Source organism: Mycobacterium sp. SMC-19 (genome assembly GCF_045310815.1).
In the GTDB taxonomy this organism is placed as follows: Bacteria; Actinomycetota; Actinomycetes; order Mycobacteriales; family Mycobacteriaceae; genus Mycobacterium.
This window is the reverse complement of sequence record NZ_JBJIAM010000001.1, coordinates 524,646-541,509: the sequence shown is the minus strand read 5'-3', so window position 1 is coordinate 541,509 and position 16,864 is coordinate 524,646. Positions and strand designations below refer to the sequence as shown.

Here is a 16,864-nt window from a genome sequence, read left to right as displayed (position 1 = left end):
GCTGCTTAGGGGGTCTGCGTCATCGCGTGGCTGGGCAGGGAGCAGATCGCGTCCAGGCCGAAGACCCTGTTCAACCGGCCAAAGGCCAGCCAGGAGCCCAGGGACATCGTCAGTTCCACGGCCTCACGCTGGTCGTAGTGGCCCGCGAAGCGGGTCCAGAACTCGTCGTCCAAGCCGTGATGGTCCAGGACGTAGCGTTCCGCGTATTCCGCGGCCAGGCGTGCCCTGTCGTCCAGGCGGTCTGTTGTGCGCCACTGTTCTACTGCTTCGGCGAACTCTTCTTCCACCTTGACGCCGTCGCGTTCGGTTCTCCAGTCCTGGCAGAACAGGCAGCCGTTCAATTGGGCAATGCGCAGTCGCGCGGCCTCGAACTCGCGCAGGCCCAGCGTCGAGTGGGCGTAGACAGCCAGGGAGAAGTTCGCCGCCGCCGGGCCGATCCCGGGCACCAGGCTGCCCCAGACGTACTCGATGGCGTCCTGGCCCTCGGGGATGTCGATGTTCACTTCGTACCTCCGAAGGTTCGGCCGGGGATCCAGCGCAGCGGGACGTCGAGGGCGTCGTACAGGCCGGGACCGGCGGCGACGAGCCAGTCGAGGGCGCCGACGATGCGGCCGACCGCGGTGGCGTTGCCGCCCTCGGAGCGGTTGCCGTTTTCGGTGGCTTCGACGGTCACCTCTACCCGGGGGCTTCCTTCGATGATGACGCGGTGGGCGCCGTCGTCGCCGTCCGGCGGCTGCGGCCAGTCGGGCGCGCAGGACGGGTCGATCCGGGTGACGTGTTCGATGACGATGCGGGCCTCGCCGTCGACGATGCCCTGGACCTCGAACCGCACGGCGCCCTGGGTGCCCGCCTCGAAGTCGCCCATCGCGGCGGTCGTCACGGTGCGGTCGAGGGCGCGGCGTTCGACGTGCTCGCGGATGTCGTCCAGTTCGATACCCAGCGCCCGAGCGATCAGCCGGACCTGGCCGCCCCACACCATCGACGGGACGGTCGCCATCAGCATCGGCGGGTCGTACTCGAGCGGGTGCCCCATACCGACGAGGTGGCGGACGGAATCCGGCTGGTCGTAGGTCGTGTAGTCGAAGATCTCCTGGCAGCGGATCCCGTCGACACGGGCGGCGAGCCCGCTGACGAGCAGCGGCAGGATGTCGTTGCCCCAGCCGGGGTCGATGCCAGACACGAACAACGATCCGCCGCCGTCGGCGATGGCCTTCTCGACCGGTTCGCGAATTTCGGGCGGGGCGCTGCGGTGGTCGTACAGGGCATAGAGCGACGGCGTGACCACGGCGGCGCCGGCGCGGATCGCGCGGCAGACGTCGGCGAGGGCGTCGTCGGGGCGGATGTCGCCGGAGGCGGCGTAGACCACCGCGCGGGGACCTGCGGCGAGGGCGGCTTCGACGTCATCGGTGGCAGCGACCCCGAGCGTGCGGCCGAGCCCGCCCAGGTCACCCGCATCGCGGCCGACCTTGGCCGGGTCATGAACGATGACGTGCGCGAGTTCGAGTGCCGGGTGGGCGTCGACGGCGCGGATGGCCAGCCGTCCGACGTTCCCGGTGCCCCAGACGAGGGTGGGAATGGTGTCGCTCATCACAGGAGCCTAGCAAGCGATTGGTTGGCCACTGGGGGCCCCGAGTCAACGCGAAAGGTGGATCCGTCCCCAATCGCAGAGCTGGGCCAGCACCGGGGCCAGCGTCATCCCGTACTCGGAGACCGAATAGTGCACACACGGCGGCACGGTGCCGGCGTCATGGCGGTCGATGACGCCGTCGGCGACGAGCTCGTGCAGATGACGGATGAGCATTCGCTCGGTGATCCCCGGGATGCTGCGGCGTAGCTCGGCGGTGCGCATCGGCCCGTCGGCCAGGCGCCACAGGATGGTGCCCTTCCAACGGCCATTGATCACCGACAGTGCGGCGTCGATCGGGCAGTCGCTGATCAGTGTCTTCGATGCCGCCACCAGCGCTCCTTATGCTGACTAATTTGTCAGTACCTTGTTTTTTGTCAGCATAGCCATCACAGTCGGTTGTTGTGAAGCAGATTGTGGAGATTCTCGCGCTGGTAGTGGTCGGAACCCTGTTGGGTTCGGAGTTCGCGGTGGCGGCGTTTTTGCGCCCAATCCTCGGACGCCTGCCCGACGACGCCTTCTGGGTCGCGCGCGGTGACGGAGCCGGGCTGCTGGGGAAGGTGATGCCGTTCTGGTACCTGGCTTCGTTCGCGCTGCTGCTGGGGGTCGCCGCCGTCGCGGGCTCGCAGCGTTGGCTCATCGGTGCCGGCGCGATCTTGATGGTGGCCGTCGTGATCCTGTCGGTGGCGGTGCTGGTGCCGATCAACAACAAGATCGCGGCCTGGCGTGCCCCCGACGAGGTGTCCCGAGTGCTTGCCGCGCGCTGGGATCGGCTGCACTGGTTGCGCGTGGCGATGCTGGCGGTGATCTTCGTGCTGCTGGCGATCGGCGTGGTGCAGGCCTAGGTCCGGCTGGGTCGGCGGACGCCGTTTTGGTCGATCGGCCCTCGTCACGCTATGGTGTGTGGCGATCCACCACAGACCGTCGGTCACCGAGCAATCGGTTGAAGGTCCGGGAACATCCCGGCGGCCCACGCAGGAGGACGAGGCACCGGCATCGCCGGCACACATTGTGACGCCCCGACCGCATCCTGCGTCGGGGCGTTCGTTATTTCCCGGGTGGAACAAACTTTTGAGACAACAACAGCGACACCGAGGAGGTATGCATGGCGCGGGCTGACAAGACCGCCGCCGTCGCGGAGATCGTCGAGCAGTTCAACGGCTCGGCCGCCACCGTGATCACCGAGTACCGCGGTCTGACGGTTGCGAACCTGGCGGAGCTGCGGCGTTCGCTCGGCGGTGCGGCAACCTACGCGGTGGCGAAGAACACCCTGGTCAAACTGGCCGCGGCCGAGGCCGGAGTCGAAGGGCTCGACGAGCTCTTCACGGGCCCGACGGCCATCGCGTTCGTCCAGGGCGAGCCCGTGGATGCCGCCAAGGCCATCAAGAAGTTCGCCAAGGACCACAAGGCGCTGGTCATCAAGGGCGGCTACATGGACGGTCGCGCGCTGACCGTCGCCGAGGTGGAGCGCATCGCCGACCTGGAGTCGCGCGAGGTGCTGCTGGCCAAGATGGCCGGTGCCATGAAGGCCAACCTGTCCAAGGCTGCCGGACTGTTCGCCGCGCCGGCATCGCAGATGGCTCGCCTGGCGGCCGCGCTGCAGGAGAAGAAGCCTGCCGAGGCGGCACCTGCTGCCGCGGCCCCGGCCGAGGCTCCCGCGGAGGCCGAGGCCCCGGCCGAGACCGAAGCTCCGGCGGAGACCGCCGAGGCTCCGGCCGAAGCCGCCGAATAACTAGCCACAACCCAACCCAACTTCCCTAACCGGAATCAGAAAGGACCGAAATCATGGCCAAAATTTCCACCGAAGAGCTGCTCGACGTCTTCAAAGAGATGACCCTGCTGGAGCTGTCGGAGTTCGTGAAGCAGTTCGAGGAGACCTTCGACGTCACCGCTGCGGCTCCGGTCGCCGTGGCCGCCGTCGCGGGCGCTGCCCCCGCCGCTGAGGCTGGCGAGGAGCAGAGCGAGTTCGACGTCATCCTGGAGTCGGCTGGCGAGAAGAAGATCGGCGTCATCAAGGTCGTCCGCGAGGTCGTGTCCGGCCTGGGTCTGAAGGAAGCCAAGGACCTGGTCGACAGCGCTCCCAAGCCGCTGCTGGAGAAGGTCGCCAAGGAGGCTGCCGAGGACGCCAAGGCCAAGCTCGAGGCGGCTGGCGCCACCGTGACCGTCAAGTAGTTCGTACTACGGCGCAAGCCCCCGGAACCCGCGAGGTTCCGGGGGCTTCTGCTATTCGGCGGTATTGAGCCCGGCGCCCGCCGCGGCCAGCGACTGTGCCGCCCGCTCGGGGGTGTCGCCGAGGGCAACCAGGAGGCTGAGCGTCATCGGGCTCAACACCTGTATCGCCGCGGACAGCCCGTCGTTGACGTCGCCGAAGAAGCCGGCCAGCTCCAGCATCATGAAGCCGTGCATCACCGTCCAGAACTGCGCGGCGGCCGCCACCACGGCGGCGTCAGCGGTGTCGGCCGTGTCGCTCGGGGCCACGGTGAGCCGCCCCGCTTGTATTGATCGGTGTACGCCCCGGACCAGGTGCGCGAAGCTGGGTACCTCGACGTCTATCTGGGCGGTACCGAGGGTGAGCATGTTGTGGGCGGGCGCATTGATGCCGTGCGCGCTGGTGCTGCCGAACATCAGCCGATACAGGTGCGGCCGTTCGATCGCGAAATTGCGGTAGACGATGCCGGTGGCCAAGAGGTCGGCGACGGGATCATCGGTGGCGGGGATCGTCAGGGCCGCATCGAACTGGCGCAGGCCCTCCTCGGCGATTGCCGCGATCAGCTGCGGCATTCCACCGAAGTGGGTGTAGACCGCCATCGTTGAAGTTCCAGCTGTGCCGGCCACTTTGCGCGTCTGCAAGGCGTCGGGACCGTGCTGGTCGAGCAGGGTGAGGGCCGCGGCAAGCAGGTCGTCGCGTACGGTCCGCTCGGGCTGCGAAGTCACGGTTGCCATCGTTTCACAGCCAGCGTACGGTGCTCATAACGTTGAAATAACAATGTTATAGGAGTCGGTATGACGACCAGCCAGACAGCCCCCGTCGCGAACCCGTATCTCGAGGGCGTCATGGGGCCCGTGCAGGTCGAGCTGACTGCCACCGACCTGCACGTCACCGGACAGATCCCGGACTATCTCGACGGCCGCTACCTGCGCAACGGGCCCAATCCGGTCGCCGAGGTCGATCCGGCCAGCTATCACTGGTTCACCGGTGACCCGATGGTGCACGGCGTGGCGCTGAGCGATGGCCGGGCCCGCTGGTACCGCAACCGCTGGGTGCGCACGCCGGCGGTCTGTGCCGCGCTGGGCGAACCGCTGCCGGGCCGAATCGACGTGCGGGCCGGCATGCAGTCCGTCGGCCCCAACACCAATGTGCTCGGCCATGCCGGCAAGACGCTCGCGCTGGTGGAAGGCGGCGTCGCCAACTATGAGCTCACCGAGGAACTCGACACGGTGGGCACCTGCGACTTCGACGGCACCCTGGCCGGGGGTTACACGGCGCACCCGCACCGCGACCCGGTCAGCGGTGAGTTGCACGCCGTCTCGTACTCGTTCGCGCGGGGCAACACCGTGCAGTACTCGGTCATCGACACCGCCGGGCGTGCCCGGCGCACCGTCGACATCGAAGTCACCGGCTCGCCGATGATGCACGACTTCTCCCTGACCGAGAAGTACGTCGTGGTCTATGACCTACCGGTCACCTTCGACTCGGCGCAGGTGTTGCCGGTGAGCATGCCCCGCTGGCTCAAGGCGCCCGCACGGATGGTGTTGAGCAGCCTGGTCGGCCGGGTTCGGGTGCCCAGCCCGATCACCGCGATGGTCAATCGCGACAGCCGGCCGCCGGGCGGGCTGCCGTACTCGTGGAATGCCGACTATCCGGCGCGCATCGGAGTGATGCCGCGTGAAGGCGAGCCGAAGGTGCGGTGGTTCGACGTCGAGCCCTGTTATGTCTTCCACCCGCTCAACGCCTACACCGAGGTCTCGCCGGCCGGGCACGAACTGCTGGTGCTCGACGTGGTGCGCTACGCGAAGGTCTTCGACGTCGACCGGCGCGGCCCTGGCGACGCCCCGCCAATGCTGGACCGCTGGACCATCAACCTCGACACCGGCGCGGTGCGCACCGAGTCTCGTGATGACCGACCGCAGGAATTTCCCCGGATCAACGACGCGCTGCTGGGGTCCAAGCACCGCTTCGGTTACGCCGTCGGGATCAACGGCGGCTTCATCGGCGACGTCCAGGCCCAGATGTCGACCACGCTGTACAAGCACGACTACCTGACCGGCTCGAGTATCACCGCTCCGATCGACCCGCAGCTCGTGCTCGGCGAGATGTCATTCGTGCCGCGCCCGGGGGGCTTGAACGAGAATTTGGCCGAGGACGACGGCATTCTGATGGGAATGGGCCACCACCGCGGCCAGAACGAGGGGCAATTAGTCATACTCGACGCCGCGACCTGTGAGCCTGTAGCCACCGTTCACCTGCCACAACGGGTTCCGATGGGCTTCCATGGCAATTGGACACCCGCCGACTGAGGCGGACCGCCGATAAGGGTCGCACCTGTGCGCTACAGTGGCCCAAGCCACAAGCCAGTCGTGGCACGAACAGACGTTGCGGAAGGACCTCACTAATGGGTGTCGCCATCGAGGTACAGGGGCTTACCAAGTCCTTCGGATCGGCCCGGATCTGGGAAGACGTCACTATGACTATTCCCGAGGGAGAGGTCAGCGTTCTGCTCGGACCCTCCGGTACCGGCAAGTCCGTGTTCTTGAAGTCGCTGATCGGCCTCTTGCGCCCCGAGCGCGGTTCGATCGTCATCGACGGCACCGACATCCTGCAGTGTTCGGCCAAGGAGCTCTACGAGATCCGCACGCTGTTCGGCGTGCTGTTCCAGGACGGCGCTCTGTTCGGGTCGATGAACATCTACGACAACACCGCCTTCCCGCTGCGTGAGCACACCAAGAAGTCCGAGAGCCAAATCCGTGACATCGTCATGGAGAAGCTCGAGATGGTCGGTATGCCTAATGACGGCTACAAGTTCCCGGGTGAGATCTCCGGCGGTATGCGCAAGCGTGCCGGTCTGGCCCGCGCCCTGGTGCTCGACCCGAAGATCATCCTCTGCGACGAGCCGGACTCCGGTCTGGACCCGGTCCGCACGGCGTACCTGAGCCAGCTGCTGATCGACATCAACGCCCAGATCGACGCCACCATCTTGATCGTTACGCACAACATCAACATCGCGCGCACCGTGCCGGACAACATCGGGATGCTGTTCCGCAAGGAGTTGGTGATGTTCGGGCCCCGCGAGGTGCTGCTGACGTCCGAGGAGCCGGTGGTCCGCCAGTTCCTCAACGGCCGGCGCATCGGTCCCATCGGCATGTCCGAGGAGAAGGACCAGGCGACCGCGGCGGCCGAGGAGGCCATGATCGCCGCCGGCCAGAGCGACGGCGGCGTCGAAGAGATCGAGGGCGTGCCGCCCCAGCTCAGCGCGACTCCCGGCTTGCCGGAGCGCATGGGCGTGGCACGTCGCAGGGCCCGGGTGCGCGAGATCCTGCACACCCTGCCGCCCAACGCGCAGGCGGCCATCCGGGACGATCTCGAGGGCACTCACAAGTACGCCGTGCACGAGTTCCCGGCAGACGAAGAGGCTCCCACCGCGTCGATCCCGACCCCGCCTGGCTGAATCCGTGCAGGCTCGCGCCGTGTCAGCTCTTGACGGACGGACCTAAACGGTCCAATCTGGTCACCAGCACACGTGCGGAGAGCCCGGCGGAGGTCAGCCAGCACCGACAGGGCCCCGGGACATCGCAGTTGAGGATTGCGTCAGCCTGCGCTATTGTTGGACGTTGCGCTGGCTTCCTCCTGCCCATCCCTTACCCGCACCCGAACACCGCGTTACCAGCCTGAGTCACGTTTTGGCTCGTTTTGGCTTGTTACCTCGTGGTTTGGCTGTGCGTGAGACCGGACAGATCGTTCGCCAGCCGAACCAACGGTCGAATATTCGCAGCGAACGGGGTCCGGTGAGAGCCGGGATCCGCTGGCCGCATTAGGTGCTGGAAGGATGCATCTTGGCAGTCTCCCGCCAGAGCAAAAAGAACGCTTCTACTACCCAGAATTCTCCCAATAGTTCTGTGCCCGGGGCCCCGAATCGGGTCTCCTTTGCCAAGCTGCGCGAACCGCTTGAGGTTCCGGGTCTGCTGGACGTGCAGACCGACTCGTTCCAGTGGCTGATCGGGGCGTCGGAGTGGCGCGAGAAGAGGGCCCAGCAGACCGGTGCTGCGCCCAAGGGTGGCCTTGAAGAGGTTCTCGAAGAGCTGTCCCCGATCGAGGACTTCTCCGGCTCGATGTCGCTGTCGTTCTCTGACCCGCGGTTCGACGAGGTCAAGGCTCCGGTCGAGGAGTGCCGCGACAAGGACATGACCTACGCGGCCCCGCTGTTCGTCACCGCGGAGTTCATCAACAACAACACCGGCGAGATCAAGAGCCAGACGGTGTTCATGGGTGACTTCCCGATGATGACCGAGAAGGGCACCTTCATCATCAACGGCACCGAGCGGGTGGTGGTCTCCCAGCTGGTGCGCTCGCCCGGTGTGTACTTCGACGCCAACATCGACAAGTCCACCGAGAAGACGCTGCACTCGGTGAAGGTGATCCCGGGCCGCGGCGCCTGGCTGGAGTTCGACGTCGACAAGCGCGACCTGGTCGGCGTCCGTATCGACCGCAAGCGTCGTCAGCCGGTCACCATCCTGCTCAAGGCGCTGGGTTGGACCTCCGAGCAGATCCGGGAGCGCTTCGGCTTCTCCGAGATCATGATGTCGACGCTGGAGAAGGACAGTGCCGCCAGCCCCGACGAGGCGCTGCTGGACATCTACCGCAAGCTGCGTCCGGGCGAGCCCCCCACCAAGGAATCCGCGCAGACCCTGCTGGAGAACCTGTTCTTCAAGGAGAAGCGCTACGACCTGGCGCGCGTGGGTCGCTACAAGATCAACAAGAAGCTGGGCCTGACCGCCAACCCGGGCGAGTCGCAGCCGACCACGCTGACCGAAGAGGACATCGTGGCCACCATCGAGTACCTGGTGCGCCTGCACCAGGCCGCTCAGGATGGTCAGTCCGCCACCATGACGGTGCCGGGCGGCGTCGAGGTTCCCGTTGAGGTCGACGACATCGACCACTTCGGCAACCGGCGTCTGCGCACCGTGGGTGAGCTGATCCAGAACCAGATCCGGGTCGGGCTGTCCCGGATGGAGCGCGTGGTCCGCGAGCGGATGACCACCCAGGACGTCGAGGCCATCACGCCGCAGACCCTGATCAACATCCGCCCGGTGGTCGCCGCGATCAAGGAGTTCTTCGGCACCAGCCAGCTCTCCCAGTTCATGGACCAGAACAACCCGCTGTCGGGTCTGACCCACAAGCGCCGCCTGTCGGCGCTGGGCCCGGGTGGTCTGTCCCGTGAGCGGGCCGGCCTGGAAGTTCGTGACGTGCACCCGTCCCACTACGGCCGGATGTGTCCGATCGAGACCCCGGAAGGCCCCAACATCGGTCTGATCGGGTCGTTGTCGGTGTACGCGCGGGTCAACCCGTTCGGCTTCATCGAGACGCCGTACCGCAAGGTCAACGACGGTGTGGTCAGCGATGACATCGAGTACTTGACCGCCGACGAGGAGGACCGCCACGTTGTGGCGCAGGCCAACTCGCCGCTGGAGGACGACGGCCGCTTCACCGAGGACCGCGTTCTGGTCCGTCGTAAGGGTGGCGAGGTCGAGTACGTGTCCTCGGCCGAGGTCGACTACATGGACGTCTCGCCGCGCCAGATGGTGTCGGTGGCCACGGCCATGATCCCGTTCCTCGAGCACGACGACGCCAACCGTGCCCTGATGGGTGCCAACATGCAGCGTCAGGCGGTTCCGCTGGTGCGCAGCGAGGCGCCGCTGGTGGGTACCGGCATGGAGCTGCGGGCCGCGATCGACGCGGGCGACGTGATCGTCGCCGACAAGACCGGTGTCATCGAGGAGGTGTCCGCCGACTACGTCACGGTGATGGCCGATGACGGCACCCGGCAGACCTACCGGATGCGCAAGTTCAACCGGTCCAACCACGGCACCTGCGCCAACCAGCGTCCGATCGTCGACGCCGGCCAGCGTGTCGAGGCCGGCCAGGTGATCGCGGACGGCCCGTGCACCGACAACGGCGAGATGGCCCTGGGCAAGAACCTGCTCGTGGCGATCATGCCGTGGGAAGGGCACAACTACGAGGACGCGATCATCCTGTCCAACAGGCTGGTCGAGGAGGACACGCTGACCTCGATTCACATCGAGGAGCACGAGATCGACGCCCGCGACACCAAGCTGGGCGCCGAGGAGATCACTCGGGACATCCCGAACGTCTCCGATGAGGTGCTGGCTGACCTCGACGAGCGCGGCATCGTCCGCATCGGCGCCGAGGTCCGCGACGGCGACATCCTGGTCGGCAAGGTCACCCCCAAGGGTGAGACCGAGCTGACGCCCGAGGAGCGGCTGCTGCGGGCGATCTTCGGCGAGAAGGCCCGCGAAGTCCGCGACACCTCGCTGAAGGTGCCGCACGGTGAGTCCGGCAAGGTCATCGGCATCCGGGTGTTCTCCCGCGAGGACGACGACGAGCTGCCCGCCGGCGTCAACGAGCTGGTGCGCGTCTACGTCGCGCAGAAGCGCAAGATCTCCGACGGTGACAAGCTGGCCGGACGCCACGGCAACAAGGGCGTCATCGGCAAGATCCTGCCGGCCGAGGACATGCCGTTCCTGCCGGACGGCACCCCGGTCGACATCATCTTGAACACCCACGGTGTGCCCCGTCGTATGAACATCGGTCAGATCCTGGAGACCCACCTGGGCTGGATCGCCAAGACCGGCTGGAACATCGATGTGGCGGCCGGCGTGCCGGACTGGGCGGACAAGCTCCCCGAGGAGCTGTACTCGGCCGGAGCGGACACCCGTACCGCGACCCCGGTGTTCGACGGTGCCCGCGAAGAGGAGCTGCAGGGTCTGCTCTCCTCGACGCTGGCCAACCGCGACGGCGAGGTCATGGTCAACGGTGACGGCAAGGCGATGCTGTTCGACGGTCGCTCCGGTGAGCCGTTCCCGTACCCGGTGACCGTTGGCTACATGTACATCATGAAGCTGCACCACTTGGTGGACGACAAGATCCACGCCCGTTCCACCGGCCCGTACTCGATGATCACCCAGCAGCCGTTGGGTGGTAAGGCGCAGTTCGGTGGCCAGCGGTTCGGTGAGATGGAGTGCTGGGCCATGCAGGCCTACGGTGCGGCGTACACGCTGCAGGAGTTGCTGACGATCAAGTCCGACGACACGGTCGGCCGTGTCAAGGTCTACGAGGCGATCGTCAAGGGCGAGAACATCCCCGAGCCGGGTATCCCGGAGTCCTTCAAGGTGCTGCTCAAAGAGCTGCAGTCGCTGTGCCTCAACGTTGAGGTGCTGGCGAAGGACGGTGCGGCGATCGAATTGCGCGAAGGCGAGGACGAGGACCTGGAGCGGGCAGCCGCCAACCTGGGAATCAACCTGTCCCGCAACGAATCCGCCTCTGTTGAGGACCTCGCTTAATTACTCGCTACTAAACCCGCAAGGGGAAAGGGAGTTACGTGCTCGACGTCAACTTCTTCGATGAGCTCCGCATCGGCCTGGCGACCGCGGAGGACATCCGGCAATGGTCCTACGGTGAGGTCAAGAAGCCGGAAACGATCAACTACCGCACGCTCAAGCCCGAGAAGGACGGCCTGTTCTGCGAGAAGATCTTCGGACCGACTCGCGACTGGGAGTGCTACTGCGGCAAGTACAAGCGGGTGCGCTTCAAGGGCATCATCTGTGAGCGCTGTGGCGTCGAGGTGACTCGCGCCAAGGTGCGTCGTGAGCGGATGGGCCACATCGAACTGGCCGCCCCGGTCACCCACATCTGGTACTTCAAGGGCGTGCCGTCGCGCTTGGGCTACCTGCTGGACCTGGCGCCCAAGGACCTCGAGAAGATCATCTACTTCGCGGCCTACGTGATCACCAGTGTCGACACCGAGATGCGCCACAACGAGCTGTCCACGCTGGAAGCCGAGATGGTCGTCGAGAAGAAGGCTGTCGAGGACCAGCGGGACGCCGACCTGGAAGCCCGCGCCCAGAAGCTGGAGGCCGACCTGGCCGAGCTGGAGGCCGAGGGTGCGAAAGCCGATGTGCGCCGCAAGGTTCGCGACGGCGGCGAGCGTGAAATGCGTCAGCTGCGCGACCGGTCGCAGCGTGAGCTGGACCGCCTCGACAACATCTGGGACACCTTCGTCAAGCTGGCTCCCAAGCAGCTGATCGTCGACGAGACCGTCTACCGCGAGCTGGTGGACCGCTACGGCGAGTACTTCACCGGTGCCATGGGTGCGGAGTCGATCCAGAAGCTGATCGAGACCTTCGACATCCACGCCGAGGCCGAGCTGCTGCGCGACATCATCAAGAACGGCAAGGGGCAGAAGAAGCTTCGTGCTCTCAAGCGCCTCAAGGTGGTCGCCGCCTTCCAGCAGTCGGGTAACTCCCCGATGGGCATGGTGCTCGACGCGGTGCCGGTGATCCCGCCGGAGCTGCGTCCGATGGTGCAGCTCGACGGTGGCCGGTTCGCCACGTCCGACCTCAACGACCTGTACCGCCGGGTCATCAACCGCAACAACCGCCTCAAGCGACTGATCGACCTCGGTGCGCCCGAGATCATCGTCAACAACGAGAAGCGGATGCTGCAGGAGTCCGTCGACGCGCTGTTCGACAACGGCCGCCGCGGCCGGCCGGTCACCGGACCGGGCAACCGTCCGCTGAAGTCGCTGTCCGACCTGCTCAAGGGCAAGCAGGGCCGGTTCCGTCAGAACCTGCTCGGCAAGCGTGTCGACTACTCGGGCCGTTCGGTCATCGTGGTCGGTCCGCAGCTCAAGCTGCACCAGTGTGGTCTGCCGAAGCTGATGGCTCTGGAGCTGTTCAAGCCGTTCGTGATGAAGCGACTGGTTGACCTCAACCACGCGCAGAACATCAAGAGCGCCAAGCGGATGGTGGAGCGGCAGCGCCCCCAGGTGTGGGACGTCCTCGAAGAGGTCATCGCCGAGCACCCGGTGCTGCTCAACCGGGCACCTACGCTGCACCGCCTGGGTATCCAGGCCTTCGAGCCGCAGCTGGTGGAAGGCAAGGCAATTCAGCTGCACCCGCTGGTTTGTGAGGCCTTCAACGCCGACTTCGACGGTGACCAGATGGCCGTGCACCTGCCGCTGAGCGCCGAGGCGCAGGCCGAGGCCCGCATCCTGATGCTGTCGAGCAACAACATCCTGTCGCCGGCCTCGGGCCGTCCGCTGGCCATGCCGCGACTGGACATGGTTACCGGGCTGTACTACCTGACCACCGAGATCTCCGGTGACGCAGGCGAATACACCCCGGCCGCCAAGGACCGTCCGGAGACCGGTGTGTACTCCTCGCCGGCCGAGGCGATCATGGCTGTCGACCGCGGTGCGCTTTCCGTGCGGGCCAAGATCAAGGTGCGTCTGGACCAGCTGCGGCCGCCGGCCGAGGTGGAGACCGAGCTGTTCGGCGAGAACGGCTGGCGTCCGGGCGGCGCCTGGATCGCCGAGACCACGCTGGGCCGGGTGCTGTTCAACGAGCTGCTGCCGACCGGGTACCCGTTCGTGAACAAGCAGATGCACAAGAAGGTTCAGGCCGTCATCATCAACGACCTGGCCGAGCGCTACCCGATGATCGTGGTCGCCCAGACCGTCGACAAGCTCAAGGACGCCGGCTTCCATTGGGCCACCCGTTCGGGAGTCACGGTCTCGATGGCCGACGTGCTGGTGCCGCCGCGCAAGAAGGAGATCCTCGACTCCTACGAGGAGCGTGCCGACAAGCTGGAGAAGCAGTTCCAGCGTGGTGCTCTCAACCGCGAAGAGCGCAACGAGGCGCTGGTGGAGATCTGGAAGGAAGCCACCGAGGAAGTGGGTCAGGCGCTGCGTGACCACTACCCGGCCGACAACCCGATCATCACGATCGTCGACTCCGGTGCTACGGGTAACTTCACCCAGACCCGGACGCTGGCAGGCATGAAGGGTCTGGTGACCAACCCGAAGGGTGAGTTCATCCCGCGCCCGATCAAGTCCTCGTTCCGTGAGGGCCTGACGGTGTTGGAGTACTTCATCAACACCCACGGCGCTCGAAAGGGCTTGGCGGACACCGCGTTGCGTACCGCTGACTCGGGTTACCTGACGCGTCGTCTTGTCGACGTTTCTCAGGACGTGATCGTGCGCGAGCACGACTGCGGCACCGAGCGCGGCATCATGGTGGACCTCGCCGAGGTGGCCGCGGATGGATCGCTGATCCGCAACCCGTTCATCGAGACGTCGGCCTACGCCCGCACGTTGGCCGTCGACGCGGTCGATGAGAAGGGCAAGGTCGTCATCGAGCGCGGTCACGACCTCGGCGACCCGTCGATCGAGGCCCTGCTGGCTGCCGGCATCACAGGCGTCAAGGTGCGTTCGGTGCTGACCTGCGCCACCGGAACCGGGGTCTGCGCCACGTGCTACGGCCGATCGATGGCCACCGGCAAGCTGGTCGACATCGGTGAAGCGGTCGGCATCGTCGCCGCCCAGTCCATCGGTGAGCCCGGTACTCAGCTGACCATGCGTACCTTCCACCAGGGTGGTGTCGGTGACGACATCACCGGTGGTCTGCCGCGTGTGCAGGAGCTGTTCGAGGCCCGGATTCCGCGTGGCAAGGCGCCGATCGCCGACGTCGCCGGGCGGGTGCAGCTTGAAGAGGGCGAGAAGTTCTACAAGATCACGATCGTGCCGGATGACGGTGGCGAGGAAGTGGTCTACGACAAGCTGCCCAAGCGTCAGCGGCTGCGCGTGTTCAAGCACGAGGACGGCTCGGAGCGGTTGCTGTCTGACGGCGACCACGTCGAGGTCGGCCAGCAGCTCATGGAGGGCTCGGCGGACCCGCACGAGGTGCTGCGTGTGCAGGGCCCGCGTGAGGTGCAGATCCACCTGGTCAACGAGGTCCAGCAGGTCTACCGGGCCCAGGGTGTGTCGATCCACGACAAGCACATCGAGGTGATCGTCCGGCAGATGCTGCGCCGGGTGACCATCATCGACTCGGGCGCCACGGAGTTCCTGCCCGGTTCGCTGACCGAGCGGGCCGAGTTCGAGACCGCGAACCGTCGCGTGGTGGCCGAGGGTCTGGAGCCCGCGGCCGGACGTCCGGTGCTGATGGGTATCACCAAGGCGTCGCTGGCCACCGACTCGTGGCTGTCGGCGGCCTCCTTCCAGGAGACCACCCGCGTGCTGACCGATGCGGCGATCAACTGCCGCAGCGACAAGCTGCAGGGCCTGAAGGAGAACGTGATCATCGGCAAGCTGATCCCGGCCGGCACCGGTATCAACCGGTACCGCAACATCGCCGTGCAGCCCACCGAAGAGGCCCGGGCCGCTGCGTACACGATCCCGTCCTACGAGGATCAGTACTACAGCCCGGACTTCGGCGCCGCCACCGGTGCCGCGGTTCCGCTGGACGACTACGGGTACAGCGACTACCGCTAGTCGACGACGAAAAGAGCCCCGGGGCGTATACCCCCGGGGTTCTTTTCGTATCTGTCGCCGAGTGTGCATCCTGCGACGTCCCCGCGGCGTGTCGTGTCGCAGGATTCACACTCGGCGGACGCGCCGGGTTGCGGCCCCGCAGCCGACCAGGTTGCATCGTTGAGATGGGGGACGAAGTCGACCGCACCAGCTACTCCCGCACCCAGCGCCGCCAATACCGGCACAAGATTCAGCAGTGCCTGGACGTCTTCGAGACGATGTTGGCGCAGGCCAGCTTCGAGTGTGAGCCGCCGCTGACCGGTATGGAGATCGAGGGCAACCTGATCGGCGACGACTACCGGCCGGCCATGGCGAACGCCGGCGTGTTGTCGTCGATCGACGATCCGGCATTTCAACGTGAATTAGGTTCCTACAACATCGAATTCAACGTGCCGCCCCGCCAGTTCACGGAGCGGGCCGCACTGGATCTGGAAGCAGAGGTGCGGGCCAGCCTCAACGACGCGCAGGCCAAGGCCCGGAAACACGACGCGGGCATTGTCATGATCGGCATCTTGCCGACGCTGATGCCCGAGCATCTGGCCGGTGACTGGATGAGCGATTCGGCACGCTATGCAGCACTCAACGACTCGATCTTCGCCGCGCGCGGCGAAGACATCGATATCGACATCGACGGCCCCGAACCACTGAACCTGCATGCAGAGAACATCGCTCCGGAGTCGGCGTGCACCAGCATGCAGTTGCACCTGCAGGTCTCGCCGGCCGAGTTCGCCAACCATTGGAACGCCGCGCAGGTGCTGGCCGGTCCACAACTGGCGATCGGTGCCAACTCTCCCTACTTCTTCGGCCACCGCCTGTGGGCGGAGACCCGGGTCGAGCTGTTCACCCAGTCCACCGACACGCGTCCCGACGAACTGAAGAACCAGGGAGTGCGGCCCCGGGTTTGGTTCGGGGAGCGGTGGATTACGTCGATCTTCGACCTGTTCGAGGAGAACGTGCGCTACTTCCCGTCGCTGCTGCCCGAGGTCTCCGAGGAGGATCCGGCCGACGAACTCGCGCAGGGACGCGCCCCGCAACTGGCAGAGCTGCGTCTGCACAACGGCACCGTGTACCGCTGGAATCGCCCGGTCTATGACGTGGTCGACGGACGGCCGCACCTACGTGTGGAGAACCGGGTCCTGCCCTCGGGCCCCACCGTCGCCGACATGGTCGCCAATGCGGTCTTCTACTACGGTCTGCTGCGCAGCCTGGCCCGCGAGCAGCGCCCGCTGTGGACCCAGATGAGTTTTGCGGTGGCGCACGACAACTTTCGCCGGGCCGCTCGCCACGGCATGGACGCGCGACTGTTCTGGCCGGAGCTGGGCGAGGTGAGTGTGGCGGAACTGACTCAGCGCGAGCTGCTGCCACTGGCCCGCCAAGGCCTTGACGAGTGGGGTGTTGCCGCCGAGGTGGCCGATCGGTTCCTCGGCATCATCGCGGATCGGGCGGCGACGGGACGCAACGGCGCCACCTGGCAGGTGTCGACGGTCCGCGCATTGCAGGCTCAGGGCCTGAGTCGGCCCGAGGCGCTGGCGGAGATGCTGAGCCGGTACTGCAGGCACATGCACACCAACGAGCCGGTGCATACCTGGCCGACCGGACTGGCCTGATTGTCCGGCTCCTCAACCGGCTCGTCCCT

The 16,864-nt window shown here is 66.2% G+C and carries 12 protein-coding genes; 8 read left to right on the top strand and 4 right to left on the bottom strand.

Going from position 1 to position 16,864, the window contains the following annotated elements; translation table 11 throughout:
- Positions 1-5 precede the first annotated feature (5 nt).
- Genes ACJH5R_RS02620 through ACJH5R_RS02610 form a run of 3 tightly spaced genes read right to left on the bottom strand, consistent with a single transcriptional unit; the run spans position 6 to position 1,957 of the window.
- Positions 6-503, bottom strand: coding sequence for a carboxymuconolactone decarboxylase family protein (locus ACJH5R_RS02620; RefSeq protein ID WP_406756288.1), 498 nt, complete (start codon positions 501-503; stop codon positions 6-8).
- Positions 500-1,588 carry a dihydrodipicolinate reductase gene (locus ACJH5R_RS02615; RefSeq protein ID WP_406756287.1) on the bottom strand — a complete coding sequence of 363 codons (1,089 nt, stop codon included), beginning with the start codon at positions 1,586-1,588 and terminating at the stop codon, positions 500-502. Before ACJH5R_RS02615 ends, ACJH5R_RS02620 begins: the two co-directional genes overlap by 4 nt.
- Before the next feature lie 45 nt (positions 1,589-1,633).
- The gene (locus ACJH5R_RS02610) at positions 1,634-1,957 is read right to left on the bottom strand and encodes a winged helix-turn-helix transcriptional regulator (RefSeq protein WP_406756286.1); all 324 of its coding nucleotides are present in this window, start codon (positions 1,955-1,957) and stop codon (positions 1,634-1,636) included.
- A gap of 71 nt (positions 1,958-2,028) precedes the next feature.
- Between ACJH5R_RS02610 and ACJH5R_RS02605 the strand changes: the two genes are divergently transcribed.
- The 3 genes from ACJH5R_RS02605 to rplL all read left to right on the top strand — a co-directional run bounded on the left by ACJH5R_RS02605 (position 2,029) and on the right by rplL (position 3,796).
- On the top strand, positions 2,029-2,469 hold the full coding sequence (locus tag ACJH5R_RS02605) for a DUF1772 domain-containing protein (RefSeq protein WP_406756285.1): 441 nt from the start codon (positions 2,029-2,031) through the stop codon (positions 2,467-2,469).
- 260 nt (positions 2,470-2,729) lie between these two features.
- A complete protein-coding gene (gene rplJ, locus ACJH5R_RS02600) occupies positions 2,730-3,356 on the top strand; it encodes a 50S ribosomal protein L10 (RefSeq protein ID WP_406781242.1) in 627 nt (208 codons plus the stop codon).
- Positions 3,357-3,409: 53 nt separating this feature from the next.
- On the top strand, positions 3,410-3,796 hold the full coding sequence (rplL, locus tag ACJH5R_RS02595) for a 50S ribosomal protein L7/L12 (protein WP_308485633.1): 387 nt from the start codon (positions 3,410-3,412) through the stop codon (positions 3,794-3,796).
- 51 nt (positions 3,797-3,847) lie between these two features.
- Here the strand turns inward: rplL and ACJH5R_RS02590 are convergent, their stop codons facing one another.
- On the bottom strand, positions 3,848-4,567 hold the full coding sequence (locus ACJH5R_RS02590; protein ID WP_406756283.1) for a TetR/AcrR family transcriptional regulator: 720 nt from the start codon (positions 4,565-4,567) through the stop codon (positions 3,848-3,850).
- 60 nt (positions 4,568-4,627) lie between these two features.
- Between ACJH5R_RS02590 and ACJH5R_RS02585 the strand changes: the two genes are divergently transcribed.
- The 5 genes from ACJH5R_RS02585 (at position 4,628) to ACJH5R_RS02565 (ending at position 16,835) form a co-directional block, all read left to right on the top strand.
- Positions 4,628-6,142 (top strand): carotenoid oxygenase family protein, encoded by a 1,515-nt coding sequence (locus tag ACJH5R_RS02585; protein ID WP_406781241.1) that lies wholly within the window; start codon positions 4,628-4,630, stop codon positions 6,140-6,142.
- 95 nt (positions 6,143-6,237) lie between these two features.
- A complete protein-coding gene (locus ACJH5R_RS02580; protein WP_406756281.1) occupies positions 6,238-7,290 on the top strand; it encodes an ABC transporter ATP-binding protein in 1,053 nt (350 codons plus the stop codon).
- Positions 7,291-7,675: 385 nt separating this feature from the next.
- Positions 7,676-11,200, top strand: a complete 3,525-nt coding sequence (locus ACJH5R_RS02575; protein ID WP_406756280.1) for a DNA-directed RNA polymerase subunit beta — start codon at positions 7,676-7,678, stop codon at positions 11,198-11,200.
- Positions 11,201-11,238: 38 nt separating this feature from the next.
- Positions 11,239-15,189, top strand: coding sequence for a DNA-directed RNA polymerase subunit beta' (locus ACJH5R_RS02570; RefSeq protein WP_406756279.1), 3,951 nt, complete (start codon positions 11,239-11,241; stop codon positions 15,187-15,189).
- Between the two features lie 164 nt (positions 15,190-15,353).
- On the top strand, positions 15,354-16,835 hold the full coding sequence (locus ACJH5R_RS02565; protein WP_406756278.1) for a glutamate--cysteine ligase: 1,482 nt from the start codon (positions 15,354-15,356) through the stop codon (positions 16,833-16,835).
- The last annotated feature ends 29 nt before the right edge of the window (positions 16,836-16,864 follow it).

Excerpts from the sequence above, each read along its gene's own strand:
- ACJH5R_RS02580 (WP_406756281.1), top strand. The coding sequence starts at position 6,238 with ATGGGTGTCGCCATCGAGGTACAGGGGCTTACCAAGTCCTTCGGATCG.
- rplJ (WP_406781242.1), top strand. The coding sequence starts at position 2,730 with ATGGCGCGGGCTGACAAGACCGCCGCCGTCGCGGAGATCGTCGAGCAG.
- ACJH5R_RS02565 (WP_406756278.1), top strand. The coding sequence starts at position 15,354 with ATGGGGGACGAAGTCGACCGCACCAGCTACTCCCGCACCCAGCGCCGC.
- ACJH5R_RS02590 (WP_406756283.1), bottom strand. The coding sequence starts at position 4,567 with ATGGCAACCGTGACTTCGCAGCCCGAGCGGACCGTACGCGACGACCTG.
- rplL (WP_308485633.1), top strand. The coding sequence starts at position 3,410 with ATGGCCAAAATTTCCACCGAAGAGCTGCTCGACGTCTTCAAAGAGATG.
- ACJH5R_RS02615 (WP_406756287.1), bottom strand. The coding sequence starts at position 1,588 with ATGAGCGACACCATTCCCACCCTCGTCTGGGGCACCGGGAACGTCGGA.
- ACJH5R_RS02585 (WP_406781241.1), top strand. The coding sequence starts at position 4,628 with ATGACGACCAGCCAGACAGCCCCCGTCGCGAACCCGTATCTCGAGGGC.